Source organism: Maribacter confluentis, assembly GCF_030505015.1.
Lineage (GTDB): Bacteria > Bacteroidota > Bacteroidia > Flavobacteriales > Flavobacteriaceae > Maribacter > Maribacter sedimenticola.
In genome coordinates, this window is sequence record NZ_JAUKUC010000001.1 from 4,257,481 (window position 1) to 4,283,214 (window position 25,734).

Consider the following 25,734-nt stretch of genomic DNA (forward strand, 5'->3'; position numbering starts at 1 on the left):
GACGATTATCAAATTCTATGCTGATGCTTTTGTATAACTTTGAACTGTTAATTTCAGAAAAGACATACCTATCTTGAAAACATCGAACAAACTGAAAATCTTTAATGATCCAATTTACGGATTTATTAGAATTCCAAATACACGCATATTTGACCTGATTGCTGAATCCTATTTTCAACGACTTCGCAGAATTTCACAAGTTGGCCTTTCGTATCTGGTTTATCCAGGGGCGCACCATACACGTTTTCATCATGCCTTGGGTTGTATGTATCTTATGCAAAAATCTATTCAAGTGCTTCGTTTTAAGGGAGTTGAAATAAATAATAAAGAGGAAAACGGTTTATTGGAGGCTATACTTTTACATGATATTGGGCATGGTCCTTTTTCCCATGCCATGGAACATAGTATTGTTGAAGGGGTAAGCCACGAGTTTATTTCGCTACAATTCATGAAAGAACTCAATGACCGATTTAACGGAAGTTTAACGGAAGCCATTTCTATATTTACCGGAAAACATCCTAAAAAGTTTTTAAATCAGTTGGTTTCCAGTCAGTTGGATATGGATCGGTTGGATTATCTAAAGCGGGACAGTTTTTATACCGGTGTGGCAGAGGGTAATACCAATGCAGAACGATTGATTACCATGCTTAACGTTGTGGACGGTAATTTGGTCGTTGAGGAAAAAGGTACCTATTCCGTAGAAAAATTTTTAATGGCCAGGCGTTTCATGTATTGGCAGGTTTATTTGCACAAAACAGGTGTTGCTGGAGAGCAGATCCTTATCAATATCTTAAAAAGGGCTCGTTTTCTTTTAAATAAAGGCCAAGAATTGCACTGTTCACAACCTTTACTTTATTTCCTGACGCATGCGATAAATAAGGATAATTTTAATACTAAGACCTTGAACACTTTTGCCAAATTGGATGATATCGATATTCTTTCTGCTTTAAAGGAGTGGCAGCATCATAAGGATTTTGTGCTTTCATCACTTTGTGAAATGATCATAGATAGAAAATTGTTGCATATAAAACTTAAGAAAGAACCTATAAGCAATCGTAAATTCAGTATAAAATTCAATAAAATAAAGGAGAAATATAAATTGACCGATGAGGAAACTTCCTATTTTGTTTTTAAGGGGGAATTAACTAATAAAGCTTACGATAGGGAGTATCAAAACATTAATATTCTTAGAAAAAATGGTAAAATTACCGATGTTGCCAAACTGTCCGATCATCTAAATCTCAACGCACTTTCCAAAACGGTCACCAAATATTATATCTGCTACCCCAAAGTGGCAGTTTAACTATTTTTGTTACTTTTACGCCCATGAAATTTACAGCCGGTCAAATTGCGGGTATTTTAGAAGGAGAAGTACATGGAAATCCAAATATTACCGTGTACAAACTTGCAAAAATTGAGGATGGGGAAGATGGATCCCTTACCTTTTTGGCTAATCCTAAATACACTTCTTTTATATATAAGACCAAGGCTTCAATTACTATTGTAAATAAGAATTTTGTTCCAGAACAGGATATTACTACCACTTTAATCAAGGTAGATGATGCTTATAAATCCTTTTCAAAATTATTGGAATACTACAATCAGGTCAAAAACAACAAGTTGGGTATAGAAGCCCCGATCTTTAAGTCAGATTCCGCAACATACGGACAGGATATTTATTTGGGTGCCTTTAGTTATTTGGGCAACAATGTTCGTTTGGGTGATAATGTAAAGGTTTATCCTAATGTATATATTGGCGATAATGTTACTGTTGGGAACAATGTAACCATTTTTGCTGGTGCCAAAATATATTCAGAAACAGTTATCGGAGACAATTGTGTTGTTCATAGCGGAGTAATCTTAGGAGCCGATGGTTTTGGATTTACCCCAAATGAATCTGGTGAATTTACCAAAGTACCGCAGACGGGGAACGTAATATTGGAAAGTAATGTAGACGTTGGTGCGGGTACTACCATTGATCGTGCCACTCTGGGTTCTACTATATTGAGGAAAGGGGTAAAGCTAGACAATCAAATACAGATCGCCCATAACGTAGAAATTGGTCAACATACCGTAATTGCGGCCCAAACGGGTATTGCGGGATCTACAAAAATTGGGAAACATTGTATGATCGGTGGCCAAGTAGGTATTGTAGGCCATATTGTCATTGGAGATTATGTTAAGATACAGGCTCAGTCCGGTATAGGAAGAAACGTTAAGGATCATGAGGTATTACAGGGTTCGCCAGCTTTAAATTATGGCGATTATAACAAATCCTATGTGCATTTTAAGAACTTACCAAAAATAATAAGTAGAATCGACACTTTAGAAAAGAAAGACTGACGATGAGTACAGCAAACAACAAACAGAGAACCATAGGAAAAAAAGTGAGTCTAACAGGAGTTGGCTTACATACGGGAAGCGATGTCACTATAAGTTTTTTGCCGGCAGAGGAAAATCACGGCTATAAGTTTAAAAGGGTAGACCTGGAGGGAGAGCCAATAATACCTGCAGATGCCAATCTTGTAGTGAATACACAACGAGGCACTAACCTAGAAAAGAACGGTGTTAAGATACAGACTTCTGAGCATGTATTGGCCGCTTTGGTGGGTCTGGAAATTGACAATGTGCTCATTGAATTGAATGCGGCCGAACCTCCTATAATGGACGGCTCCTCCAAATTTTTTGTAAAGGTCCTTGAAGATGCCGGGGTTGTGGAACAAGAAGCCGAACGGGAGGAATATATCGTAAAGGAGGTCATAAGCTTTAAGGATGAGGACACGGGAAGTGAGATTACCATTATCCCGTCCGATGAATACCAACTTATGACCATGGTAGATTTTGGGACCAAAGTACTGGGGACCCAAAATGCTACTTTAGACAATATATCCGATTTTAAGTCAGAAATAGCCAATGCCCGTACTTTCAGCTTTTTGCACGAGTTGGAAATGCTATTGGAAAACGGACTTATAAAGGGAGGAGATTTAAACAATGCCATTGTATACGTAGACAAAGAAATTTCCGAGGCAACGATGACGAAATTGGAAAAGGCATTCGATAAAAAGAAGTTATCCGTAAAGGCCAACGGTATCTTGGACAATTTGACCCTTCATCATCCAAATGAGGCCGCCAGACATAAATTACTGGATGTTATTGGTGATTTGGCATTGATAGGTACACGTATTCGTGGTAAGGTCATAGCCAATAAACCTGGGCATTATGTAAATAACCAGTTTGCTAAAAAATTGGCTCAGATCATAAAAATAGAAAGAAGAAACAAAGTTCCTAAATACGACTTGAATCTTCCGCCGTTAATGGATATCCATCAGATTATGGATATGTTACCACATAGGCCTCCTTTTTTGTTGATAGATCGTATTATAGAGCTTTCAGATGAGCATGTGGTTGGTATGAAGAACGTTACCATGAACGAACCTTTTTTTGTAGGTCATTTTCCGGGTGCACCGGTCATGCCGGGCGTTCTACAGGTAGAGGCAATGGCCCAAACCGGAGGAATCCTGGTCTTGAGTACGGTACCTGATCCGGAGAACTATTTAACCCTGTTCATGAAAATTGATAAAGTTAAATTTAAGCGCCAAGTACTACCTGGTGATACATTGATATTCCATTGTAGCTTAATTACTCCTATAAGAAGGGGTATCTGTCATATGCAAGCATACGCCTATGCCAACGACAAACTGGTCAGTGAGGCAGAGCTTATGGCACAAATAGTTAAAAGAACATAGTATGAACCAACCATTGGCCTATATACATCCGGGCGCAAAAATTGCTAAAAATGTTGTAGTAGAACCATTTACTACAATTCATAATAATGTCACTATTGGTGATGGTACCTGGATCGGCTCCAATGTAACGATAATGGAAGGGGCCCGTATTGGTAAAAATTGTAATATTTTTCCAGGGGCCGTCATATCCGCTTCACCACAGGACCTTAAATATGATAATGAGGATACTACCGTGGTCATTGGTGATAATACTACCATTAGGGAGTGTGCCACTATCCACAAGGGAACTGCGGACCGTATGAAAACGGTAATTGGTAAAAATTGCCTGATTATGGCATATTGCCACGTAGCCCATGACTGCCTGGTAGGCGATAACTGTATTTTTTCAAATAATTCTACCTTGGCAGGTCATGTAACCGTTGGTGATAACGTCATATTGGCCGGTTTGGTGGCCGTGCATCAATTTGTTTCCGTAGGTCAACATGCTTTTGTAACGGGTGGATCTTTGGTTAGAAAAGATGTCCCACCTTACGTAAAGGCAGCGCGTGAGCCCTTATCCTATGTTGGTATTAATTCCGTAGGGCTAAGAAGAAGGGGGTTTGAATCGGATAAAATCAGGGAAATACAGAATATCTATAGAATTCTATATCAAAAAAACTATAATAATACCCAAGCGGTTCAGATTATAGAAGCTGAAATGGAAGCAACCCCGGAGAGGGATGAAATTCTTCAGTTTATAAGAGATTCCCAACGTGGAATCATGAAAGGATATTTCAGCAACAATTAAATTATTATTTAAACTTTTAGTTAACTACAATAACAACAATTACACATGGCATCTACATCAGATATACGAAAAGGATTATGCATCAGATATAACAATGATATTTATAAGATCATTGAATTCCTACATGTAAAACCGGGTAAAGGTCCTGCTTTCGTACGTACTAAATTAAAAAGCGTTTCTACAGGTAAAGTATTGGATAATACATTTTCTGCTGGCCATAAAATAGAGGACGTTCGTGTAGAGACCCGTTCGTATCAATATTTATATCCAGAAGGTGAAACATATCACTTTATGAATACTGATGACTATAACCAGATCACTTTACAGGAAAGTTCACTTGATGCTCCCGGTCTATTAAAGGAAGGGGAAGTCGTTAAGATAATGTTCAATACCGAGGACAGCATGCCATTATCCGTTGATATGCCTGCAAGTGTTATATTGGAAGTAACTTATACCGAACCAGGGGTAAAGGGCAATACAGCCACGAACGCTACTAAACCGGCAAAGGTGGAAACAGGGGCAGAAGTAAACGTGCCATTGTTCATTAATGAAGGTGATAAAATTAAGATAGATACTGCTACAGGTTCTTACATGGAACGTGTTAAGGAGTAATAACGACCATATTGGTTCAATTAATAGACTTAAAACGGTCCTTTGAAATTTCCAACTTCTTTTACCTTAAAGCAAATAGCCGAAATCATATCCAGTGAATATGTTGGTGACGATAACTTTCCAGTGCTGGGCATGAACGAAATTCATGTCGTTGAACCCGGAGATATCGTTTTTGTGGATCATCCAAAATATTATGATAAGGCGCTGGCTTCCAAGGCCACAATCATTTTGATTAACAAAAATGTGGATTGCCCTGAAGGAAAGGCTTTGCTTATTTCTGAAGACCCCTTTAGGGATTTCAATAAGCTTACAGCCTTTTTTCAGCCTTTTGTACCCAGTAAGCAGCCAATTTCCATATCGGCCATTATAGGGGAAAACACGGTCATACAGCCCAATAGTTTTATTGGTAACAATGTTATTGTGGGAGACAATTGTACCATTCACAGTAATGTTACCATTTATGACAATTGTGTAATAGGTAATCATGTAACCATACATGCGGGAAGTGTATTGGGAGCAGATGCATTTTATTACAAAAAAAGACCGGAGGGGTATGATAAATTGCGGTCAGGTGGAAGGGTGGTTATTAAAGATCATGTGGATATAGGTGCTCTTTGTACCATAGATAGGGGTGTAACGGGAGATACTACCATTGGCTTTGGTTCCAAATTGGATAATCAGGTACATGTTGGCCATGATACGGTCATTGGTAAAAAATGTCTCATTGCATCGCAAACGGGAATTGCCGGATGTGTGATCATTGAGGATGAAGTGACACTTTGGGGGCAAGTAGGGACTAATAGCGGTATTACCATAGGAAAAAATGCCGTTATTATGGGACAAACTGGAGTAACCAAATCCGTTGCCGGTGGTAAGAGTTATTTTGGTACACCTATAGAAGAATCCAGGGAAAAATTGAAACAATTGGCATACATTAAGAAGATTCCGGAAATAATTAAAAAAATGAACGATAAATAAGCGTGTTAATGCTTTAAAATTCATTAACAAACCTATATTTTTGTTCTGTTAAAAATAAAAACTACAGTAGTATGAGCGTATTAGTAAATAAGGATTCCAAAATAATCGTACAAGGTTTCACTGGTAGTGAAGGTACTTTCCATGCCGAACAAATGATAGAGTATGGCACAAACATCGTTGGTGGTGTTACTCCGGGCAAGGGAGGTCAAGAGCATTTAGGAAAACCTGTTTTCAATACGGTTACCGAGGCTGTTGAGAAAGTGGGTGCAGATACTAGTATTATTTTTGTTCCGCCTGCATTTGCCGCAGATGCTATTATGGAAGCCGCTGAAGCGGGAATAAAGGTTATCATAACCATTACTGAAGGTATTCCTGTTGCGGATATGGTCAAAGTGGCCAATTATATTGACAAAAGAGATTGCAGGTTGATCGGTCCTAACTGTCCGGGAGTAATTACTCCGGGCGAAGCAAAAGTGGGTATTATGCCTGGTTTTGTTTTTAAGGAAGGTAATGTAGGAATCGTTTCCAAATCCGGTACATTGACGTATGAGGCTGCCGATCAAGTGGTTCGTCAAGGTTTAGGTATTACTACTGCTATAGGTATTGGCGGTGATCCAATCATTGGAACTACAACTAAAGAGGCCGTAGAGCTTTTGATCAACGATCCGGACACTGAATGTGTGGTGATGATAGGAGAGATAGGCGGACAATTGGAAGCTGATGCAGCACAGTGGTATAAGGCAAGTGGAAGTAAAAAACCAGTTGTTGGGTTTATCGCAGGTGAAACTGCTCCTGCCGGTAGAACAATGGGTCATGCTGGTGCTATTGTTGGTGGTAGCGACGATACTGCCCAAGCTAAAAAACGTATCATGAGGGAATGTGGTATACACGTTGTAGATTCTCCTGCCGAGATTGGTATGAAAGTGAAGGAAGTAATGGGCTAAAACTCCATAAAACATAGAAAGAATCCCGTTAGTAGCGGGATTTTTTTTAGCCTATAAATGAAACAAGAGGTATATTTGATAAACATCGGTTTTAAAAAACGGACTTATGAAATTATTAGAAGATAAAAATGTAATTATTACTGGAGCAAGTAGGGGAATAGGCAAGGGCATTGCACAAGTTTTTGCCGATCACGGTGCTAATGTTGCTTTTACCTATAGTTCAAGCGAAGCCCCTGCGTTGGAATTGGAGCAGGAATTAAAAGCTAAAGGGGTCAAGGCAAAAGCATATAAAAGTAATGCGGCTAGTTTTCAGGAAGCTGAAGAATTGGTTGCCCAGGTATTAGAGGATTTTGATGGAAGAATAGATGTGTTGATCAACAATGCGGGCATTACCAAAGACAATTTGCTCATGCGTATGTCAGAAGCTGATTTTGATACGGTAATCGATATCAATCTAAAATCTGTATTCAACATGACCAAAGCGGTACAGCGTACCCTTTTAAAGCAACGTAAAGGTTCTATTATCAATATGAGCAGTGTGGTTGGTGTAAAAGGTAATGCGGGACAAACAAATTATGCGGCTTCAAAGGCAGGTATGATCGGTTTTACAAAGTCCGTAGCATTGGAACTAGGCTCAAGAAACATTAGGTGCAATGCTATAGCACCAGGATTCATTGAAACGGAAATGACTGAAAAACTGGATGAAAAAACGGTGCAAGGTTGGAGGGACGGCATTCCATTAAAACGTGGAGGTACTACTGAGGACATTGCTAATGCGTGTTTGTATTTTGCATCGGATTTGTCCAATTATGTTACAGGGCAGGTACTGAACGTTGATGGTGGTATGTTAACATAAATACTGCGTTTAAAGGGGAAGGCATTGTCCGTAATGCTCTTTCTAAGAAATAATCTTAAGGATATAAATGGAAAGCAAAACGATATTGTTTAGTATTCTTGCTGCTATTGTAGCGCTGGGTATCGTTGTTTTTCAATACTTCTATAAGCAAAAGGCTAAAACCAAAATTCATTGGTATTTGGCCTTTTTACGTTTTATAGGAATTTTTGGTCTATTATTGCTTTTGATCAATCCAAAGTTCAGCCAAAAGAGCTATACCTTGGAACAACCCAATTTAGTGCTCTTGGTGGATAATTCCGTTTCCAATGCTAAGAACAAAGAGGAACTTCAAAATTTTATTGCCACAATAAAGGCTAATAATGATATCAAGGAAAGGTTTAACCTGTCTCAATACGGGTTTGGGACTGACCTTGAAATAACCGATAGTCTATTGTTCAACGATAAAGTCACGAATATCCATAAAGCACTTTCGTCATTAAAAGAGGTCTACGCCCGTGAGCAGACCGTTACATTGTTGTTGTCCGATGGTAACCAGACCGTTGGTCAAGATTATAGTTATTTTAAACCGGACCCCAGTACTACCATTTACAGTGTTGTTTTAGGGGATACTACCAAATATCAGGATATTTCCATAGGGCCTGTTTTAACCAATACGTATGCGTTTTTGAAAAATAGGTTTCCCTTGGAGACTTATGTGTCCTATCAAGGTAAAACAGCGGTTTCTACGGTAGTTTCCATTAAAATGGATGACCAGGTAATTCATAGGGAAAAGATTAACCTAAGCGATCAGAATAACCTAAAAACCATTACAGTACAAGTTGACGCGAATTCTGTAGGATTAAAAAATTTGGTCGTAGAGGCATCAACGCTTCCCCAAGAAAGAAATACGGCAAACAATAAAAGGAGTACACGTATTGAGGTAATTGATGAGAAAACAAAAATTGCCTTGGTCAGCAATATATTACATCCGGATATTGGAGCCTTGAAAAAGTCAATTGAAAGTAACGAACAACGGGAAGTTGTTATCATGGCATCTAATGTGCCTACTGAAGCTTTGGACGATATTGACTTATTTATCTACTATCAGCCAACGTCCAGTTTTAAAAGGATAACCGATTACATTCAGGATAAAGGTGCCAATAGTTTTTTTATTACGGGAACACATTCCGATTTTAATTTTTTGAATAGTTTAAAGATTGGTATTGAAGTAGAAAATGGCTATCCGCAACAAGAAGTGTTCGGTGTAATGAACAATGCCTTTTCCAAGTATGATATTTCTACTTTTGAAATGGAGGATTTTCCTCCTTTGTTAAGTGATGCCGGACCTGTATTGATTACATCTCCTTTTGAGACTTTATTAGGTACACAAATTAAGGGTGTTGATATGCAAGAACCTCTCTTAATGGTTGTAGAAAATGCAAATACCAAGAATGCGTATCTATTGGGTGAAAATTTGTGGAAGTGGAGAATGCAAACTTTTAGAAATACCGGCGATTTTGCCAATTTTGATGCATTTGTAGGTAATTTAATTCGGTATTTGACCAGTTCCAAGAATAAGGCGCGTTTAAATGTAGATTATGAAAAGGTTTATGAAGGTAGTAGCAATACCATCATTACTGCAACCTATTTTGATGAAGCCTTTATTTTTGACACCAACGCCAAAATGAATATTAAAGTTACGGATAAGGCTACACAAAAAAGCTTGACCAATCCTATGATCTTAAAAAATGGATATTTTGAAGCTGACCTATCCAATTTGGTAGCGGGGGAATATGATTTTTTGGTAACGGTCGAAAATGAATCCAGGTCAGCATCGGGGACATTTGTAATTTCTGAGTTTGATATGGAAAATCAGTTTGTATCCAGTAATTCAAGACACATGGAAAGAGTGGCTTTGAATGCCAACGGGCAAGCATATTATCCATCTCAGTTAAATGACCTTTTGCAGGAACTTATAAGTGGCGATAGGTATGTGCCAATCGAGAAAAGCAATGAAAATATCGTATCTTTGATAGATTTCAAAATATTGCTGGTCATTATTATAATGGCATTTGCGATAGAATGGTTTATCAGAAAATATAACGGATTAATTTAATTGAACACTCATGGATAAATTACCTAAAATTGCATTACCTGCAATATTTGCTTTAATAGTACTAGTAATAATTTTCTCTAAATCTACGGTCACCATAGGGTCTGGTCAGGCCGGAGTTTTATATAGAACATTCGGCGACGGTGTAGTAACCGATGAGCCCCCAATGGGTGAAGGTTTTCATATTGTGGCCCCTTGGAATAAGGTTTTTGTATATGAAGTTAGACAGCAAGAAGTTTTTGAGAAAATGAATGTGCTTTCTAGTAATGGTCTAGATATCAAATTAGATGCCTCAGCTTGGTTTCAACCTAAATTCAATGAGTTAGGAAAATTACATCAAGAAAAAGGCGAGGATTATGTGCAGCGCGTCTTATTACCAACAATAAGATCGGCAGCTCGTTCGGTAGTTGGTCGTTATACACCAGAACAATTATATTCAAGCAAAAGAGATGCAATACAAGCAGAGATTTTTGAGGAGACCAAAAAAATTGTGGAAGATGAGTACATTCAATTAAATGAAATATTGGTGCGTGATGTAACCTTGCCTCCGACGATTAAAGAGGCTATTGAAAGAAAGTTACGTCAAGAACAAGAATCATTGGAATATGAGTTTCGTTTGGTGACGGCTAAGAAAGAAGCAGAAAAAGTGACGATTGAGGCGCAAGGTAAAGCCGATGCCAACAGAATATTAAGTGCTTCCCTGACCGATAAGATATTGCAGGACAAAGGAATCGATGCAACGTTAAAGCTTTCTGAATCTCCCAATACCAAGGTGATAGTAGTTGGTGGTGGAGAATCTGGTCTTCCTTTAATTTTAGGTAATAACTAAAACACGCAGCGCATTATTTTTGTTTCATTTTAAACTTTTGTTTTGCGAAATGAAAAATACCTTTTACTTTTACAACAGAATGAAAAACAGAACTACACATCATCATATTCATACACACGCTCAGGCGAGGTAGGAATGTATTGTAGTAGAACAACATATTTAAAAACCCGTTTGAGCAATCAAACGGGTTTTGTATTTAAATCTCTTTTGGTTGCAAAGCATTAAATTAAAACAATGACTAAAATTAGAATTGCTATTCAGAAATCGGGAAGACTTAATGAGGAATCCCTTCAAATTTTAAAAGACTGCGGAATTTCAATTGATAACGGCAAAGATCAATTAAAAGCATCTTCAAGAAATTTTCCAATGGAGGTTTTTTATCTAAGAAATGGTGACATCCCGCAGTACTTAAGAGATGGTGTAGTAGATATTGCTATTATCGGAGAAAATGTATTGATTGAAAAAGGAGAAGATATTTCCATTGCAGAAAAATTAGGTTTTTCTAAATGCAAAGTTTCGTTGGCCGTACCAAAATCCGTTAAATATAATTCGGTTAAGGATTTTGAGGGTAAACGTATTGCTACGTCTTACCCAAATACAGTACTTAACTATTTGAAGGATAAAGGGGTTAAGGCAGACCTGCACATTATTAACGGTTCTGTTGAAATAGCGCCTAATATTGGACTTGCAGATGCTATTTGTGATATTGTATCTAGTGGTAGTACTTTATTCAAGAATAACTTAAAAGAAGTAGAAGTAATGCTTACCAGTGAGGCGGTGTTGGCGGTTTCTCCCAAAATATCTAACGAGCGAAGAGAATTGCTTGAGAAACTACAATTCAGAATTCAATCGGTTTTACGTGCAAGAGCTTCAAAGTATGTCTTGTTGAATGCACCTAATGAAAAATTGGAAGGTATTTTAAAATTATTACCGGGCATGAGGAGTCCTACAGTTTTACCTTTAGCTGATGCAGGATGGAGTTCTGTGCATACCGTAATCAATAAAGATACTTTTTGGGAAGTGATCGATGAATTAAAAAAAGCCGGTGCAGAAGGTATCTTGGTTTGCCCAATTGAAAAGATGGTATTGTAAAATAGTATTAAGTACTAAGTAGTATTATTTGGAATTGATATTAGATGGAAATGTTCATTGTTCTATTTACATTTCGTAAACCAAAAACGAACAACTATCAACGAACAACTATCAACGAACAACCATCAACGAACAACTAAATAAATAATGAACAAAATATATAATCCACAGAGAGTAGATTGGAACAACGTTTTAAAACGACCTACGCAAACCGTTGCTGATATAGAAGGTTTGGTGAATGGTATTTTTGAGGAGGTACGATCAAATGGTGACGATACCATTAAAAAGTATACAGAACAATTTGATAAGGTGGTCTTGGAAAATATGCTTGTGACAAAGGCGGAAATTGAAGAGGCACAAAAATTGGTTTCAGATGATTTGAAAGAAGCCATAAAGCTCGCAAAAACTAATATAGAAATATTTCATAAAGCCCAAAAAACCGAGCGTATTGAAGTAGAAACTGCTGCGGGAGTTTCTTGCTGGCAAGAGAAACGACCAATTCAGAAGGTAGGATTGTATATACCTGGAGGTACGGCACCTTTGTTTTCAACAATTTTAATGCTGGCCGTGCCTGCAGCTATAGCTGGTTGTAAAGAAATTGTATTGTGCTCTCCACCGGATAAGGAGGGTAAACTAAACCCGGCTATTCTTTATACGGCAAATTTATGCGGTGTCACCAAAATAGTAAAAGTAGGTGGTATACAGGCTATTGCAGGAATGACTTTTGGTACAGCCACTATTCCTCAGGTGTATAAAATATTTGGACCGGGTAACCAGTATGTAACCGTCGCCAAACAGATTGCCACCAAGTATGGTGTAGCCATAGATATGCCGGCAGGTCCTTCAGAATTATTGGTGGTTGCAGATGATTCTGCAAACGCCGCCTTTGTTGCTTCAGACTTACTGAGTCAGGCTGAACATGGGGTAGATAGTCAAGTGATTTTGGTATCGACTTCAAAAAGTATGATCGATGCTGTTGAGAAGGAAGTAGCCCTTCAAATAGAAGAATTGCCACGTAAGGAAATCGCAAAGCAAGCAATTTCAAATAGTAAATTAATATATGTTGATAATGATCAAGATGCTATTGATTTAATAAATGAATATGGACCGGAACATTACATTGTTTGTGTAGAAAATGAAAATTTCTACATTGACAACACCCAAAATGCAGGTTCAGTGTTCATAGGAAATTATACGCCTGAAAGTGCCGGGGATTATGCATCGGGTACCAATCATACCTTACCTACCAATGGTTATGCCAAGCAATATAGCGGTGTAAACTTAGATAGTTTTATGAAGAGTATGACCTTTCAAAAGATAAATGAAAATGGTATCCAAACCATAGGCAAAGCAATTGAGCTAATGGCTGAGGCTGAAGGCTTGCAGGCTCACAAAAATGCTGTTACCTTAAGATTAAACAGTTTAAAATAACGTCATTTTGGTTATGCTGAATGACCAATTCAATGTTGAACTAATGAATTTCAATTTAAAGAATATTACAAGGGAAAACGTTAAGGGTTTAAGTCCGTATTCTTCGGCACGTGACGAATATGTGTCCGATGGTTCTACCATGGTTTTTTTGGATGCTAATGAAAATCCGTTTGAAAACGGTGTCAATAGATATCCTGATCCACAACAACGTAGTTTAAAGACAATTTTAGCTGCACAGAAAGGTATTAAGGAAGAAAACATCCTTTTAGGCAATGGTAGTGATGAAGTATTGGATCTATTGTTCAGGGCTTTCTGTGAGCCTAAACAGGATAATATTATCACTTTGCCGCCTACATACGGTATGTACAAGGTACTTTCGGGTATCAATTTAGTCGAAAATAGAGAAGTATTACTGACTACTGCATTTCAGCCGAATATTGCAGAAATTACAAAGGCAATTGATGAGCATACAAAATTGTTGTTTATATGTTCTCCAAATAATCCTACAGGCAATAGTTTCTCTACTGCAATTATTGAAGAGCTTTTAAATTCTTTTAATGGGCTAGTAGTAATCGATGAAGCGTATATCGACTTTTCATCCGAAGAAAGCTGGACATCGAAATTAGCAGATTATCCTAATTTAATTGTTACTCAGACCTTGTCAAAAGCTTATGGTATGGCAGGTATTCGTTTGGGTATATGTTTGGCATCTCCGGAGATTATCGCGGTAATCAATAAAATTAAACCGCCATATAATGTCAATCAGCTTACCCAAGACAAGGCTATTGAAAGGGTATCTGACCAAAAAGCCGTGCAAACAGAAGTTGCTTCAATTCTTGAAGAGCGTGAAAAACTTATGGAAACATTGAAAACCATATCTTTTGTTTCTACCATTTATCCTACCGATGCTAATTTTATTTTGGCTAAAGTTGATGATGCTACACGTCGTTATAATCAGTTATTGGAAAAAGGTATAGTTGTACGTAACCGAACTACGCAACCCTTATGCGAGAATACGCTTAGATTTACCGTGGGTACATCAGAAGAAAATAATATTGTAATTACCGCTTTAAGAGCACTATCAAACTAATATGAAAAAAAGAGTACTATTTATAGACCGAGACGGTACAATTATAAATGAAACTGTAGATGAGCAGATCGATGCATTTGAGAAAATGATTTTCTATCCTAAGGCATTTACATATTTAGGTAAAATAGCGAAAGAATTGGATTATGAATTGGTCATGATTACCAACCAGGACGGATTGGGTACAGATGTATTTCCAGAGGATACCTTTTGGCCGGTTCATAATTTCATTCTTAAGTCTTTCGAGAATGAGGGCGTTGTTTTTGATAAGGTTTTTCTTGACCGTACTTTTCCCCATGAAAATGCAGATACTAGAAAACCTGGCACCGGATTATTGACCGAATATTTTTCCGAGGATTATGATCTGGAGAATTCCTTTGTGATCGGTGACCGATTAACGGATATGGAATTGGCTAAAAACCTTGGTTCTAAAGGGATTTTTATTAATGACAATACAAATCTTGGTACCGGTGAAATCACAGTAAAGCGTGATGAATTAGATAGCCATATTGCTATTGAAAGTAATGATTGGGAAAAGATATATGAGTTTTTAAAGCTGAATGATAGAACGGCTGAAATTCATAGAAAGACCAATGAAACCGATATTGCCATACAATTGAACTTAGACGGTACCGGTAAAAGTGATATTAATACCGGATTAGCATTTTTTGATCATATGCTAGACCAATTGGCTCGTCATGGGCAAATGGATTTAACCATTAAGGTTGATGGCGATTTAGAAGTTGATGAACACCATACTATTGAAGATACCGGTATTGCATTAGGTGAAGTTTTTTATAATGCCTTAGGGAATAAATTGGGCATAGAACGCTACGGATTCTGTTTACCAATGGATGATTGTTTGGCGCAATCCGCTATTGATTTTGGTGGTAGAAATTGGCTAGTATGGGATGCAGACTTTAAGCGTGAAATGGTAGGCGATATGCCAACGGAAATGTTTCACCATTTCTTTAAGTCGTTCACAGACGGAGCAAAAGCCAACTTGAACATTAAAGCCGAAGGTACCAACGAACATCATAAAATAGAAGCTATATTCAAAGCTTTTGCAAAAAGCATTAAAATGGCCGTAAAAAGAGATGTAGAAAAGATGGTGTTACCAAGTACTAAAGGAGTTCTATAATAGTACAAAGTATTAAGTATAAAGTATTAAATCGTTCTAAGATTTACTTTGTACTTCATACTGAGTACTTAATACTAGTTTTAATGAAAATTGTTATCATAAATTACGGCGCCGGAAATATACAGAGCATAAAATTTGCCATCAAAAGGTTAGGTTTTGATGCTGTTTTAAGTAGCGATGCCGAGGAAATAAAAAATGCCGATAAAGTAATTTTTCCGGGAGTAGGTGAGGCAAGTAGTGCCATGAAAATGCTGTTGAATAGTGGTCTGGATAGCATAATACCAACCTTAAAACAGCCTGTTTTAGGCATATGTTTAGGCATGCAATTAATGTGTAATTCATCCGAGGAGGGGAATACCAAAGGATTGGGCATTTTTGATGTTGATGTCATAAAATTTGATACTAGCGTAAAGGTTCCCCAAATTGGTTGGAATCAAATATCAAACCTAAAATCAAATTTGTTTAGCTCGATTGCCGAGGATGAGCATATTTACTTGGTTCATAGCTTTTATGCCCCATTGTGTAGCGAAACTATAGCTGAATGTTCATACGGACTCAACTATAGCGCAGCATTACAAAAAGGAAATTTTTACGGTACGCAGTTTCACCCAGAGAAATCTAGTGATGTTGGTGAGAAAATTTTAGAGAACTTTTTAAAAATGTAATGAAGCCTAATTACTTTATTTCCAAAGATAAAAGTCTATTAAACGTAGAAGCCATACAGGAGTTTATCGCAAATTCTTATTGGGGAAATAATAGGACTATTAAAGATGTAAAGACCACTATTGAACATTCGTACTGTTTTGGTATTTATACCACTGATAATGAACAAATTGGTTTTGCCAGGGTAGTAACCGACTATATCTATTTTGGTTATTTTATGGATGTCATTATCCTTGATAAATTCCAAGGTCAGGGTTACGGTAAAAAATTGGTAGCCTTTATGTTAGAAGACCCAATCATAAAAAACCTAAAAACACTTGCATTAAAGACCAAGGATGCCCATAAAATGTATGAGCGTTACGGATTTAATAAAATAGGAGATTCAGCATTGTGGATGTCTTTTGATAAACAAATTTTAGAATAGTTAGTGAATAGTACAGAGTATTAAGTATGAAGTAAAGAGTGCAAAATGCAAAGTACATAGTATTACGTGGATGAATAATTATAGAGAACTCCATATTTGGAAAAAAGGGATGCAGCTTGTTGAGGAAATTTATTTCTTATCAAAAAAATTACTGGATGATGAAAAATTTGGATTGACTTCTCAAATTAAAAGATGTAGTGTTTCTATACCATCAAACATTGCAGAGGGAGCAGGTAGAAATTCGAATAAAGAATTCGCCCATTTTCTTAGTATTGCAAATGGCTCAACCACAGAACTTGAAACACAATTAATACTAACTGTAAACTTGAAATTTTTACTAGAAACAGATATAAATAATGCTTTGGTGTTATGCCAAGAAATTAAGAACATGAATTATGCTTTACAAAAAAGCTTAAAATAATGATAGTTAACATAAGTAAGATGTATGTAGTTTAGTAATGACTTATTCCTAAGGACTAAATACTTTGTACTTTTTACTTAATACTAAAGACTTAATACAACTATTAAAATGAGAATAATACCAGCCATAGATATCATAGACGGTAAGTGTGTACGCCTTTCTAAAGGGGATTATGATACCAAGAAGATATACAATGAAAACCCGTTAGAAGTTGCCAAAGAGTTTGAAGCGCACGGAATAAAACATTTGCATTTAGTGGATTTAGATGGTGCAAAATCCAAACATATTGTGAACCATAAAGTGCTAGAGCAAATTGCAAGCAAGACTGGTCTACAGATTGATTTTGGCGGCGGATTAAAAACGGATGAAGATTTACGTATCGCTTTTGAAAGTGGTGCCAAGCAAATTACTGGGGGTAGTATTGCGGTCAAGGATGCTGAAACATTTATGGGTTGGATAGAAAAGCATGGTTCCGATAAAATAATATTAGGAGCCGATGCTATGGATGAAAAAGTAGCTGTTTCGGGCTGGTTAGAAGAATCTAAAGAAGAGTTGATTCCTTTTATACAATCGTACCAAGTAAAGGGAATTCAATACGTAATTTGTACGGATATTAGCAAGGATGGTATGTTAGAAGGTCCGTCTTTTAATTTATACTCAAAAATTATCAGTTCAACGGAATCTGGAATTAAATTGATTGCAAGCGGCGGAATATCTACTTTTGATGAGTTGCCTAAACTAGCCGAAATGGGTTGTGAAGGGACAATTATAGGTAAGGCTATTTACGAGAACCGTATTGGTTTAAAACAGTTGGAATCTTATATTTTAAGCAATGGATAAGGAATTTCAAATCATTGAAGAGCTAAAGCAAAATGCTTTGTATCGTATGGATGAAAGTACACGTATGATCAAGAAAAGCCTTGCTGATATTTCTGAAGAAGAAGTATGGCAAAAACCGAACGCTTCTTTAAATAGCATTGCAAATTTAATTCTTCATTTATGTGGTAATATATCGCAATACGCCATATCGTCTTTAGGAGAAAATGAAGACACAAGAAATCGTGATGTAGAATTTGCGGCTACCAATGGTTACACTAAAGAAGAGCTGCTAAAAAAGTTGGACGATGTGCTAGATTCGGCAAAAAGAATCATTTTTGATGCTTCAACAGCTCAATTGGTTCAAAAACGTTCGGTACAGGGATTTTCCTTTTCTGGAATAGGTATTATTCTCCACGTAGTAGAACACTACTCATATCATACTGGGCAAATAGCCTTTTGGGTAAAACAGCTGAAGAATAAGGACCTTGGCTTTTATGACGGTATAGATTTGAATATAAAAAATAAGTAACGAGATAAAAGTACAGAGTAATAAGTATCAAGTACAAAGTGCGTAGTACTTAGTTATACGTTTTGGATAGCTATAAAAAGTAACTTGATGTTAGAATAAAATATTTATTATAAAAAACTTAGTACTAATTACTTAGTACTTAATACTTTTAAAAAAAAATGCTTGCAAAAAGAATAATTCCCTGTTTGGATATAAAGGACGGTAGAACGGTTAAAGGCGTAAATTTTGTTGATTTGCGTGATGCCGGTGACCCTGTTGAACTTGCTGAAATTTATAGTAAAGAAGGGGCAGATGAATTGGTCTTTTTAGACATTTCTGCAACGGAACAAAAACGCAAAACATTGGCTGATTTGGTGTACAGAGTTGCAGAAAAAGTGAATATCCCATTTACCGTAGGTGGCGGAATTTCCTCTGTAGAAGATGTAGATGTTCTATTGCAAAATGGTGCAGATAAAGTGTCTATAAACTCATCGGCAGTAAAGAATCCGCAGTTGATTAATGATTTGGTGGCTAAATTTGGTTCACAATGCATTGTGGTGGCTATAGATGCCAAACAGATAGATGGAGAATGGATCGTGCATTTAGTGGGTGGAAAAGTACCTACAGAGCGTAAGTTGTTTGAATGGGCCAAGGAAGTTGAAGAGCGCGGTGCTGGTGAAATTCTATTTACATCAATGGATAATGATGGTACTAAAGATGGTTTTGCCAATGAGGCTTTGGCTAGATTATCCACAGAATTGAATATCCCGATTATCGCTTCTGGTGGTGCAGGTAATATGCAGCATTTTTCAGATACTTTTATAGAAGGAAAAGCAGATGCAGCTTTGGCGGCAAGTGTTTTTCATTTTAAGGAAATAGGGATTCAGGAACTGAAACTTGAATTACAGGAGAACGGAATTCCTGTGAGGGTTTAGTTTCAATAAGTAGTCGATCATTGGTTAGTAGGTAGTTACAGTTTTCGTTAGTCGGAATGTCTCCTGAATTTACCTGCAAAGACAGACGCTTTAGAAGGCTTTAGGACACGATTTTTCAAATCGCTTACACTGAGTGAATTGAATAAAAATAGGGGCAACAAGAAGAAGTTATACAATGAAAAAAATAGGATTAATAGGTGGTATTACTTGGCAGTCTACTCAGTTGTACTACCAATTGTTAAATACAATGATGGCAGAAGAACTGGGCGGACAAAGTTCTTGTCACTGCATTATTGAATCTGTGAACTTTGCTGAGTTTTCTAAAAAACAAGCTGCAGGAGATTGGGACGCTTTGCATAAAGAAATGACGAATATTGCATTAAGGCTACAAGATGCCGGAGCGGAAATTATCGTTATTTGCGCCAATACCATGCACCTAAGTGCTCCAATAATGAAGAAAAGTTTGACTGTTCCGGTGCTTCATATTGTTGAAGTAATCGGTAAGGCTATACAAGCCAAAGGTTGTAAAAAGGTTTTGTTATTGGGTACCAGGTATACCATGGAGATGGATTTTTTCAAGGATATTCTTAGAGATCAATTTGGTATTGAAGCTTTGGTTCCAAACAAAAATGATAGAGATACGGTGCATAACATCATTTATAATGAACTTGCAAAAGGTGTAATTAAAGATGAGTCTAGAAAAAAATATGTGGATATCATCAAAAAAGGGGAGAAGGAAGGTGCACAAGCCGTAATTTTGGGCTGTACGGAAATACCATTGTTAATTTCCCAAGCAGATTGTGACATACCTGCATTTGACACAACAAAGGAACATGCTAAAGCTGCCGTTGAATTTGCATTAGGGTAACAGCGGACAATTTTCAAAACTGCACGTCATTTTGAGTTTACCTTACGGTTAACAAGATTTAGAATAATATAAAGTAAAAATAGAAGATAGTATATATGGAGTTTAAAACACCAGATTGGAATAAAACAAATGACGGATTAATACCTGCAATCATACAAGATGCACGTACCAAAAACGTATTAATGTTGGGTTACATGAATGCTGAAGCGCTAAGTAAAACCACCGAAACGGGTAAGGTTACTTTCTTTAGTAGAACTAAAAACCGATTATGGACCAAAGGTGAGGAAAGTGGTAATTTTCTAAATTTGGTATCCATTAAAAATGATTGCGATCAAGATTCTTTACTAATAATGGTAAATCCTATAGGTCCTACATGCCATACAGGTACCGATACTTGTTGGAAAGAAAGCAATGATTCAAACTTCGGGTTCTTTTCTGAATTGGAAGCGACTATTGAACAAAGACGCACGAATGCCGATGGAGAAAAATCATATGTAGCTTCATTATTTGCAAAAGGTATCAATAAAGTAGCCCAAAAAGTGGGAGAGGAGGCCGTTGAAACTGTAATTGAGGCTATGGATAATAATGATGAGCTTTTCTTGTACGAAAGTGCCGATCTATTGTTTCATTATCTAATGCTCTTACAAGCAAAAGGTTTTACACTTAAAGATATTGAGGCTGAATTGATGAAACGTAAAAAATAATCTTTACAACCCATATTTTTTTACCGTATATGCGCTTAAAAATGTGTTTGCTTTTATTGTAGTATGGGTTGTATTCAACTTGGTTTCTAATTCTTGTTGTAGCTTTTCAAATAAATTTTCTGTTCCAAAAGTATTTGCCATTGTTGTGTAGTCGTTTTTAGAGGACAACAACACATGTGCTAAATCGGCTACTGTGATATCAAAGCGAATTGACTGTTTGTACTGGCTATTTAAATGTACGTTCGTGGTGTGTAGTCCAGAAAAGTTGATTTCATGATCATAGCCAGAAGTAGAATCTGTTTCTGTACCTACGCCAAGCAGTTTTAATATATCTGTCAAAAGAATTTCAAAATCATAAGCTATGATGAGGGAATTAGCTTTTGATACCCTTATGCATTCATCTAGTAGTTCTTGAGATTTTGCATAAAATAATGACCCTGCAAACGTAATGATATCAAACCTATCACTGTCAAAGTTCAGGGTTTTGGTTTCCATTAATTCATAGCTAATGCCAGTATGTTTAATGGACTTTTTGATCATCTCCTTACTTGGGTCAACTCCAATTACGGTATTACAAAATTTGGATAGGGCTATGGTAGATTGCCCAGTACCGCAACCAATGTCTAATCCATAATTACTTTTAAGGGTAGTGGGCAGATACGTTTTTAGAATATTTGCATGTAAAGAAGGTCTATAAGCTGCGTAATGCAAGGCTGTTATTTGGTCATACTCTTTACTCATATTCAAAAGTTCTTTCCATGATTACGAAATCAATTCCCCCTTTCACATAGGTTTTATTGGTTTTGTGCATTTGGAATTTGGTGTAAAAGGTGCTTTTGTTCTGTCTGGCATTACACCAAATCTTTGTCAATTTTTTTGTGTTCGCAATGTGCATTATTTCTTCTAATAACAAGCTTCCATAGCCTTTTCCTTGGTAGGCTTCTAACGTAGCAAATTTTCGAAATTGGCCTTCATCGCCATCAATAAATAAAGAAATAACCGATATAAGTTTGTGGTCTATAAATAGTCCGTAATGCAGACCTTCATGGTCTTTTGGAAGCTTTACATAGTCCAATGGTTGATTTGGCCACATAACCAAATGTCTTATAGGTAGTGTGTCTGCGGCAGAAATCTCAATTATTTTTGTGGTCATTGACATGGTATATGCATGACCTCAAATATAACTAGGTTCTAGATTATTCAAGTACTAAACAATCTTGAACTTTTTCAATTGACACCCAATTAAATGAAATAGGGTGCCATTCTGTTTTTAGGTTTTTTTTTAGCGAAGTAATTTTCTTTATGAATACCTGATTATTCTTCGTAAATACATGTTGTGTTTTAATTGCCTTTTTCAAACAAACCTTTTTAGAATTCTCTTTATCTATCATCACACTATATACTAATAACTGACCCAATGGGAGTGGTTGAACTTTATTGTATTAAGTATGCCTAATCTTTAAATTGTCACATTACTTTTTTATAAACCTAAATTTCTACATTTTGTTGTGCAAAAATCCCTCTAATTGCTTTTAAACTAGCTTATTAGAGGTGTCATTGGCGCCCCATGAGTCAAGACTAAGTAAAATAGTTTTAAGGGATTTTCCACGTTCGGTCAAACCATATTCTACTTTTGGTGGTACAACAGGATACACTCTACGTTCTACCAAGCCATCTTTTTCCAATTCGCGCACGGTTTGTGTAAACATTTTATTGGATATTCCCGGTACTTTTTTCTGTAATACACCAGATCGTAATGCGCCATCCAATAAATGAAAAAGTACAATAGGTTTCCATTTGGTACCAATTAGATTCATCGTATGGTCTAACGGGCAATATTTTTTAGTATTCATTTAAGATTTAATTATTTAAAAATCAATATTTTACTCTTTTTGGTAACTATAGCACTTTTAGGTAAGTTATTGTCCATAAGGCAAATATAGATTTATTTTGTAGTAAAAATAGAACTATGGATAAGAATAAAGAATACCCAAAATCATTTTCGCATATTGGCATTACAGTACCGGACTTAAAGAAAGCGGTAGAATTTTACTCAGAAGTAATGGGTTGGTATGTTATTATGAAACCATCAAAAATTAAAAATGAAAAAGAAACAGCGATCGGTTTAATGTGTATTGATGTTTTTGGTGATGACTGGGAAGAGTTTGAAATTGCACATATGTCCACTTCTGATGGTATAGGCGTAGAATTGTTCTCTTTTCCTCATGGAGTTAAAGTAGCACCGGAATTTAATCCGTTTAATACAGGATTATTTCATTTTTGCATTCAAGACCCAAATATAGAAGATTTGGTCGCTAAAATTGTGGCGCATGGAGGCAAACAGCGTATGCCTATACGTTCATACTACCCAAATGACAAACCCTATAAAATGTGTTATGTTGAAGATCCTTTCGGGATTGTTTTTGAAGTATATACGCACAGTTATGAACTAACCTATTCGTCTGGTGCGTATTCAGAATAATAATTCTTAAATGTTGATAAATGCGATTGCAATCTATTGATTGTCATCGCATTTTATATATACTTCTCTATTCCTCAGACTGTTTCATTTAAAAATAACTCAATACATGGAATAATCTGTTCAAATCTTTCGATTATTTCTTATTAGTATTATCTGGCTTTCATTTGTTTCCCGTTCTAAATCTTTTGATCACTATTTAAATCCTATGGTTTTGGCAGAATGGGAGTTTAAAACAGACGGACTCTATTTTGTCGAATTTTACGATTATATTTTTCGTAGTCATTTTGAGAATCTGGAAATGAAAAGGGACGATATGTTCTTTTTGGTCATTTTCGATAAATATTTACGTGCTTAAGGTGGACAATACGATTCTTATTTACTAGCAGATATAGATTAAGTTTTGAATCATGTCTGTAAGACGTAAGAGATTATAAAAAAGGTTGGGGAGATATAATTAGTAGGATTTCTGTCTAATATACTTGAATTGGTAGTGGTTTGTATTCCAAGCCGGAACTTTATACCGCCTATGCGGAAATTGATTAAATTTAATGGTCGGAGGCTTTTCTCATTACATTTGAAAACGGATTACCCAATTGCATTTAATTTTCTGACTTTCCGCAAAACCATTAAACACCCAATGGTGGTAAATTAGCCAATTATGAAGTGCGAAAGTACGCCAAATAATTATTTACAAATAAAATACATCTAAATTCAGTGCTTGGTTTTTCATTTAGTTTGGTGAATGCAGGCCCATTTTATTGCCTTCAGAGTCTAGGAATATAGCGTAATAACCGCTTTCGTCTGCATGAAGCGATTTTGGAACCATAATTTCGCCACCGTTGATTTCGACTTTGTCGAGTATGGATTGTAAGTTATCACCACCATTTAAATAAATGGTTATTCCGTTTGCAGAAGGGGTATAGCCTTCAGCTTTCATGATAACTCCAGTGACCATTTGATTTTCATAGGGGAATATACCCATTTGCATTTCCGGAAATTCCATTTTTTCAATTTCTATGTCCAAAATAGCTTGGTAAAAATTTACCGCCCTAGTAATATCCGTAGCCGGAATTTCAAAAATGGAAATAAAACTTTTCATATCGCTTTTGTTTTCAGTGGTATGCGTATTCATTGTTTTGTCTTGAGCATTACAGTCAATTACCCAAAAAGTAAATAATACCGCACCTAATAGTATTGCCTTTTTCATTTGTAGTGTTTACATGTAAAATACAAATATGGAATAGTATTCAACTAAAAAATTGTAAAAATGCGACACGCAGGCTATTTATAGAACAAGGTAGAGAGTGCCATTTGTTCATTGCTTAAGAATGCTGTGGGGCTAATGCCGGTAAATTCCTTAAAATCCTTATTGAAATGGGCTTGGTCAAAATAGTCGCTTTCGTAGGCAATTTTGGTAAGGCTGTCCGTTTCTTTGTTCAGTAGCATTTTTAATGCAGATTGCAATCGTATGACCTTGCCCAATTGTTTAGGACTAACGCCAATCTGCTTTTTAAAATTTCTCTCCAATTGTCTTCTTTTGGACAAATCTTCTTTGAGAATGGTGGTAATAGCCGCAGTACCGTTTGAGGTTAAAAGTGCATCTACGGTTTGCTTTACAATAGTATCAATGGTGGATTGTTCATTCAACCTTTCTAAAAGAAATTTTTCAATTATTATAATGCGTTGTTTTGTGCCTTCTGCATTAATGATGTTGCGTTCCAGTGTATTGACAATTGAAGCATCAAACAGTGAGGTTAACGGGGTTTCTTTATTTGCCAATTGTTCAATGGGTGTAGTAACAAAATTGGCAAAGCCATAAGGGTAAAAACGTATGGCAAAAGTGTTTACATATCCCGTGGGTTCAATAAAAAAGGGTGCTAGGGTTTGCCCAAGTACCATGGCACGAGGCTGTAGTATAAATTCATCTAGCGAAGTATAGCGTTTTATATCATCCCCAAGAATAAACGCCATTTCAATACAACCATCGGGTACTATGCGCTGTCTTTCTGCACTATATTCAGCAGGAATTTCCAAAGTCCAATAACAACTGACCAAAGCTTCCAGGTCTTGATGTGGTTGAAATGTTTGGTAGTTCATTGTTTTAGGATGTTGTTGGTTTGGAGTGTAGCTGTTGGGCTAAGCGTAGTGCGGTAATAAGGAAATCTTTCGTTTCCGTCTTAGCAGGAAGCTAGAGCTTATTGCCTGTCTACAAGCAGGCAGGCTTAGTTTAATTTTTCCTTGCACAAAGCTAACTCCATAATATTTAGCAACTTCATAAATATACACAGACCTTTCGAATTAGCCCATGAGTCCGC

General features: G+C 36.5%; 30 protein-coding genes. 24 read left to right on the top strand and 6 right to left on the bottom strand.

Going from position 1 to position 25,734, the window contains the following annotated elements; translation table 11 throughout:
* The first annotated feature begins 73 nt into the window (after positions 1–73).
* From Q2T41_RS18650 to hisIE, 22 genes are all read left to right on the top strand, one after another.
* Positions 74–1,303 (top strand): HD domain-containing protein, encoded by a 1,230-nt coding sequence (locus Q2T41_RS18650; protein WP_304437313.1) that lies wholly within the window; start codon positions 74–76, stop codon positions 1,301–1,303.
* A 23-nt stretch (positions 1,304–1,326) separates the two neighbouring features.
* Positions 1,327–2,343, top strand: a complete 1,017-nt coding sequence (lpxD, locus tag Q2T41_RS18655; RefSeq protein ID WP_304437314.1) for a UDP-3-O-(3-hydroxymyristoyl)glucosamine N-acyltransferase — start codon at positions 1,327–1,329, stop codon at positions 2,341–2,343.
* A 2-nt stretch (positions 2,344–2,345) separates the two neighbouring features.
* Positions 2,346–3,746, top strand: coding sequence for a bifunctional UDP-3-O-[3-hydroxymyristoyl] N-acetylglucosamine deacetylase/3-hydroxyacyl-ACP dehydratase (locus tag Q2T41_RS18660; protein ID WP_304437315.1), 1,401 nt, complete (start codon positions 2,346–2,348; stop codon positions 3,744–3,746).
* Position 3,747: 1 nt separating this feature from the next.
* Positions 3,748–4,533, top strand: a complete 786-nt coding sequence (gene lpxA, locus Q2T41_RS18665) for an acyl-ACP--UDP-N-acetylglucosamine O-acyltransferase (RefSeq protein ID WP_089260471.1) — start codon at positions 3,748–3,750, stop codon at positions 4,531–4,533.
* A gap of 45 nt (positions 4,534–4,578) precedes the next feature.
* Positions 4,579–5,145 (top strand): elongation factor P, encoded by a 567-nt coding sequence (gene efp / locus Q2T41_RS18670; RefSeq protein ID WP_089260470.1) that lies wholly within the window; start codon positions 4,579–4,581, stop codon positions 5,143–5,145.
* A gap of 42 nt (positions 5,146–5,187) precedes the next feature.
* The gene (locus Q2T41_RS18675; protein ID WP_304437316.1) at positions 5,188–6,123 is read left to right on the top strand and encodes a UDP-3-O-(3-hydroxymyristoyl)glucosamine N-acyltransferase; all 936 of its coding nucleotides are present in this window, start codon (positions 5,188–5,190) and stop codon (positions 6,121–6,123) included.
* Positions 6,124–6,194: 71 nt separating this feature from the next.
* Entirely contained in the window at positions 6,195–7,067 is an 873-nt protein-coding gene (gene sucD, locus Q2T41_RS18680; RefSeq protein WP_089260468.1) for a succinate--CoA ligase subunit alpha, read from the top strand.
* 106 nt (positions 7,068–7,173) lie between these two features.
* Positions 7,174–7,923 (top strand): 3-oxoacyl-[acyl-carrier-protein] reductase, encoded by a 750-nt coding sequence (gene fabG, locus Q2T41_RS18685; RefSeq protein ID WP_089260467.1) that lies wholly within the window; start codon positions 7,174–7,176, stop codon positions 7,921–7,923.
* 67 nt (positions 7,924–7,990) lie between these two features.
* Complete coding sequence (locus Q2T41_RS18690; RefSeq protein ID WP_304437317.1) at positions 7,991–10,018, top strand: VWA domain-containing protein; 2,028 nt, start codon at positions 7,991–7,993, stop codon at positions 10,016–10,018.
* A gap of 10 nt (positions 10,019–10,028) precedes the next feature.
* The gene (locus Q2T41_RS18695) at positions 10,029–10,844 is read left to right on the top strand and encodes a prohibitin family protein (protein ID WP_304437318.1); all 816 of its coding nucleotides are present in this window, start codon (positions 10,029–10,031) and stop codon (positions 10,842–10,844) included.
* A 234-nt stretch (positions 10,845–11,078) separates the two neighbouring features.
* Positions 11,079–11,936, top strand: a complete 858-nt coding sequence (gene hisG / locus Q2T41_RS18700; protein WP_058102627.1) for an ATP phosphoribosyltransferase — start codon at positions 11,079–11,081, stop codon at positions 11,934–11,936.
* A 147-nt stretch (positions 11,937–12,083) separates the two neighbouring features.
* On the top strand, positions 12,084–13,367 hold the full coding sequence (gene hisD / locus Q2T41_RS18705) for a histidinol dehydrogenase (protein WP_304437319.1): 1,284 nt from the start codon (positions 12,084–12,086) through the stop codon (positions 13,365–13,367).
* Between the two features lie 13 nt (positions 13,368–13,380).
* Complete coding sequence (hisC, locus tag Q2T41_RS18710; protein WP_436798789.1) at positions 13,381–14,457, top strand: histidinol-phosphate transaminase; 1,077 nt, start codon at positions 13,381–13,383, stop codon at positions 14,455–14,457.
* Position 14,458: 1 nt separating this feature from the next.
* Positions 14,459–15,595, top strand: a complete 1,137-nt coding sequence (gene hisB, locus Q2T41_RS18715) for a bifunctional histidinol-phosphatase/imidazoleglycerol-phosphate dehydratase HisB (protein ID WP_304437320.1) — start codon at positions 14,459–14,461, stop codon at positions 15,593–15,595.
* Positions 15,596–15,678: 83 nt separating this feature from the next.
* Positions 15,679–16,260 carry an imidazole glycerol phosphate synthase subunit HisH gene (gene hisH / locus Q2T41_RS18720; RefSeq protein WP_304437321.1) on the top strand — a complete coding sequence of 194 codons (582 nt, stop codon included), beginning with the start codon at positions 15,679–15,681 and terminating at the stop codon, positions 16,258–16,260.
* Positions 16,260–16,682, top strand: a complete 423-nt coding sequence (locus Q2T41_RS18725) for a GNAT family N-acetyltransferase (protein ID WP_304437322.1) — start codon at positions 16,260–16,262, stop codon at positions 16,680–16,682. Before hisH ends, Q2T41_RS18725 begins: the two co-directional genes overlap by 1 nt.
* 70 nt (positions 16,683–16,752) lie before the next feature.
* A complete protein-coding gene (locus Q2T41_RS18730; protein ID WP_304437323.1) occupies positions 16,753–17,103 on the top strand; it encodes a four helix bundle protein in 351 nt (116 codons plus the stop codon).
* 108 nt (positions 17,104–17,211) lie between these two features.
* Positions 17,212–17,943 carry a 1-(5-phosphoribosyl)-5-[(5-phosphoribosylamino)methylideneamino]imidazole-4-carboxamide isomerase gene (gene hisA, locus Q2T41_RS18735; RefSeq protein WP_304437324.1) on the top strand — a complete coding sequence of 244 codons (732 nt, stop codon included), beginning with the start codon at positions 17,212–17,214 and terminating at the stop codon, positions 17,941–17,943.
* The gene (locus tag Q2T41_RS18740) at positions 17,936–18,451 is read left to right on the top strand and encodes a DinB family protein (RefSeq protein ID WP_304437325.1); all 516 of its coding nucleotides are present in this window, start codon (positions 17,936–17,938) and stop codon (positions 18,449–18,451) included. The genes hisA and Q2T41_RS18740 overlap by 8 nt, the downstream gene beginning before the upstream one ends.
* A 158-nt stretch (positions 18,452–18,609) precedes the next feature.
* The gene (hisF, locus tag Q2T41_RS18745) at positions 18,610–19,365 is read left to right on the top strand and encodes an imidazole glycerol phosphate synthase subunit HisF (protein WP_304437326.1); all 756 of its coding nucleotides are present in this window, start codon (positions 18,610–18,612) and stop codon (positions 19,363–19,365) included.
* 175 nt (positions 19,366–19,540) lie between these two features.
* Positions 19,541–20,233, top strand: coding sequence for an aspartate/glutamate racemase family protein (locus tag Q2T41_RS18750; protein ID WP_304437327.1), 693 nt, complete (start codon positions 19,541–19,543; stop codon positions 20,231–20,233).
* A gap of 95 nt (positions 20,234–20,328) precedes the next feature.
* The gene (gene hisIE, locus Q2T41_RS18755; RefSeq protein WP_304437328.1) at positions 20,329–20,937 is read left to right on the top strand and encodes a bifunctional phosphoribosyl-AMP cyclohydrolase/phosphoribosyl-ATP diphosphatase HisIE; all 609 of its coding nucleotides are present in this window, start codon (positions 20,329–20,331) and stop codon (positions 20,935–20,937) included.
* 3 nt (positions 20,938–20,940) lie between these two features.
* On the opposite strand, the gene Q2T41_RS18760 is transcribed toward hisIE, so the two are convergent.
* The 4 genes from Q2T41_RS18760 to Q2T41_RS18775 form a co-directional block, all read right to left on the bottom strand.
* Positions 20,941–21,678, bottom strand: a complete 738-nt coding sequence (locus tag Q2T41_RS18760; RefSeq protein ID WP_304437329.1) for a class I SAM-dependent methyltransferase — start codon at positions 21,676–21,678, stop codon at positions 20,941–20,943.
* A complete protein-coding gene (locus Q2T41_RS18765) occupies positions 21,671–22,090 on the bottom strand; it encodes a GNAT family N-acetyltransferase (RefSeq protein WP_304437330.1) in 420 nt (139 codons plus the stop codon). The genes Q2T41_RS18760 and Q2T41_RS18765 overlap by 8 nt, the downstream gene beginning before the upstream one ends.
* 43 nt (positions 22,091–22,133) lie before the next feature.
* Entirely contained in the window at positions 22,134–22,295 is a 162-nt protein-coding gene (locus Q2T41_RS18770) for a hypothetical protein (protein ID WP_304437331.1), read from the bottom strand.
* Between the two features lie 174 nt (positions 22,296–22,469).
* The gene (locus Q2T41_RS18775; RefSeq protein WP_304437332.1) at positions 22,470–22,790 is read right to left on the bottom strand and encodes a winged helix-turn-helix transcriptional regulator; all 321 of its coding nucleotides are present in this window, start codon (positions 22,788–22,790) and stop codon (positions 22,470–22,472) included.
* A 116-nt stretch (positions 22,791–22,906) separates the two neighbouring features.
* Here Q2T41_RS18775 and Q2T41_RS18780 point away from each other — a divergent pair, with 116 nt between their 5' ends.
* Together Q2T41_RS18780 and Q2T41_RS18785 are read left to right on the top strand one after the other, a co-directional pair.
* Positions 22,907–23,419 (top strand): VOC family protein, encoded by a 513-nt coding sequence (locus tag Q2T41_RS18780; protein ID WP_304437333.1) that lies wholly within the window; start codon positions 22,907–22,909, stop codon positions 23,417–23,419.
* Between the two features lie 211 nt (positions 23,420–23,630).
* Positions 23,631–23,774, top strand: coding sequence for a hypothetical protein (locus tag Q2T41_RS18785; RefSeq protein ID WP_304437334.1), 144 nt, complete (start codon positions 23,631–23,633; stop codon positions 23,772–23,774).
* A 375-nt stretch (positions 23,775–24,149) separates the two neighbouring features.
* Here the strand turns inward: Q2T41_RS18785 and Q2T41_RS18790 are convergent, their stop codons facing one another.
* Both Q2T41_RS18790 and Q2T41_RS18795 read right to left on the bottom strand, forming a co-directional pair.
* The gene (locus tag Q2T41_RS18790; protein ID WP_304437335.1) at positions 24,150–24,626 is read right to left on the bottom strand and encodes a VOC family protein; all 477 of its coding nucleotides are present in this window, start codon (positions 24,624–24,626) and stop codon (positions 24,150–24,152) included.
* Positions 24,627–24,700: 74 nt separating this feature from the next.
* Positions 24,701–25,516 carry an AraC family transcriptional regulator gene (locus Q2T41_RS18795; RefSeq protein ID WP_304437336.1) on the bottom strand — a complete coding sequence of 272 codons (816 nt, stop codon included), beginning with the start codon at positions 25,514–25,516 and terminating at the stop codon, positions 24,701–24,703.
* Positions 25,517–25,734 lie beyond the last annotated feature (218 nt).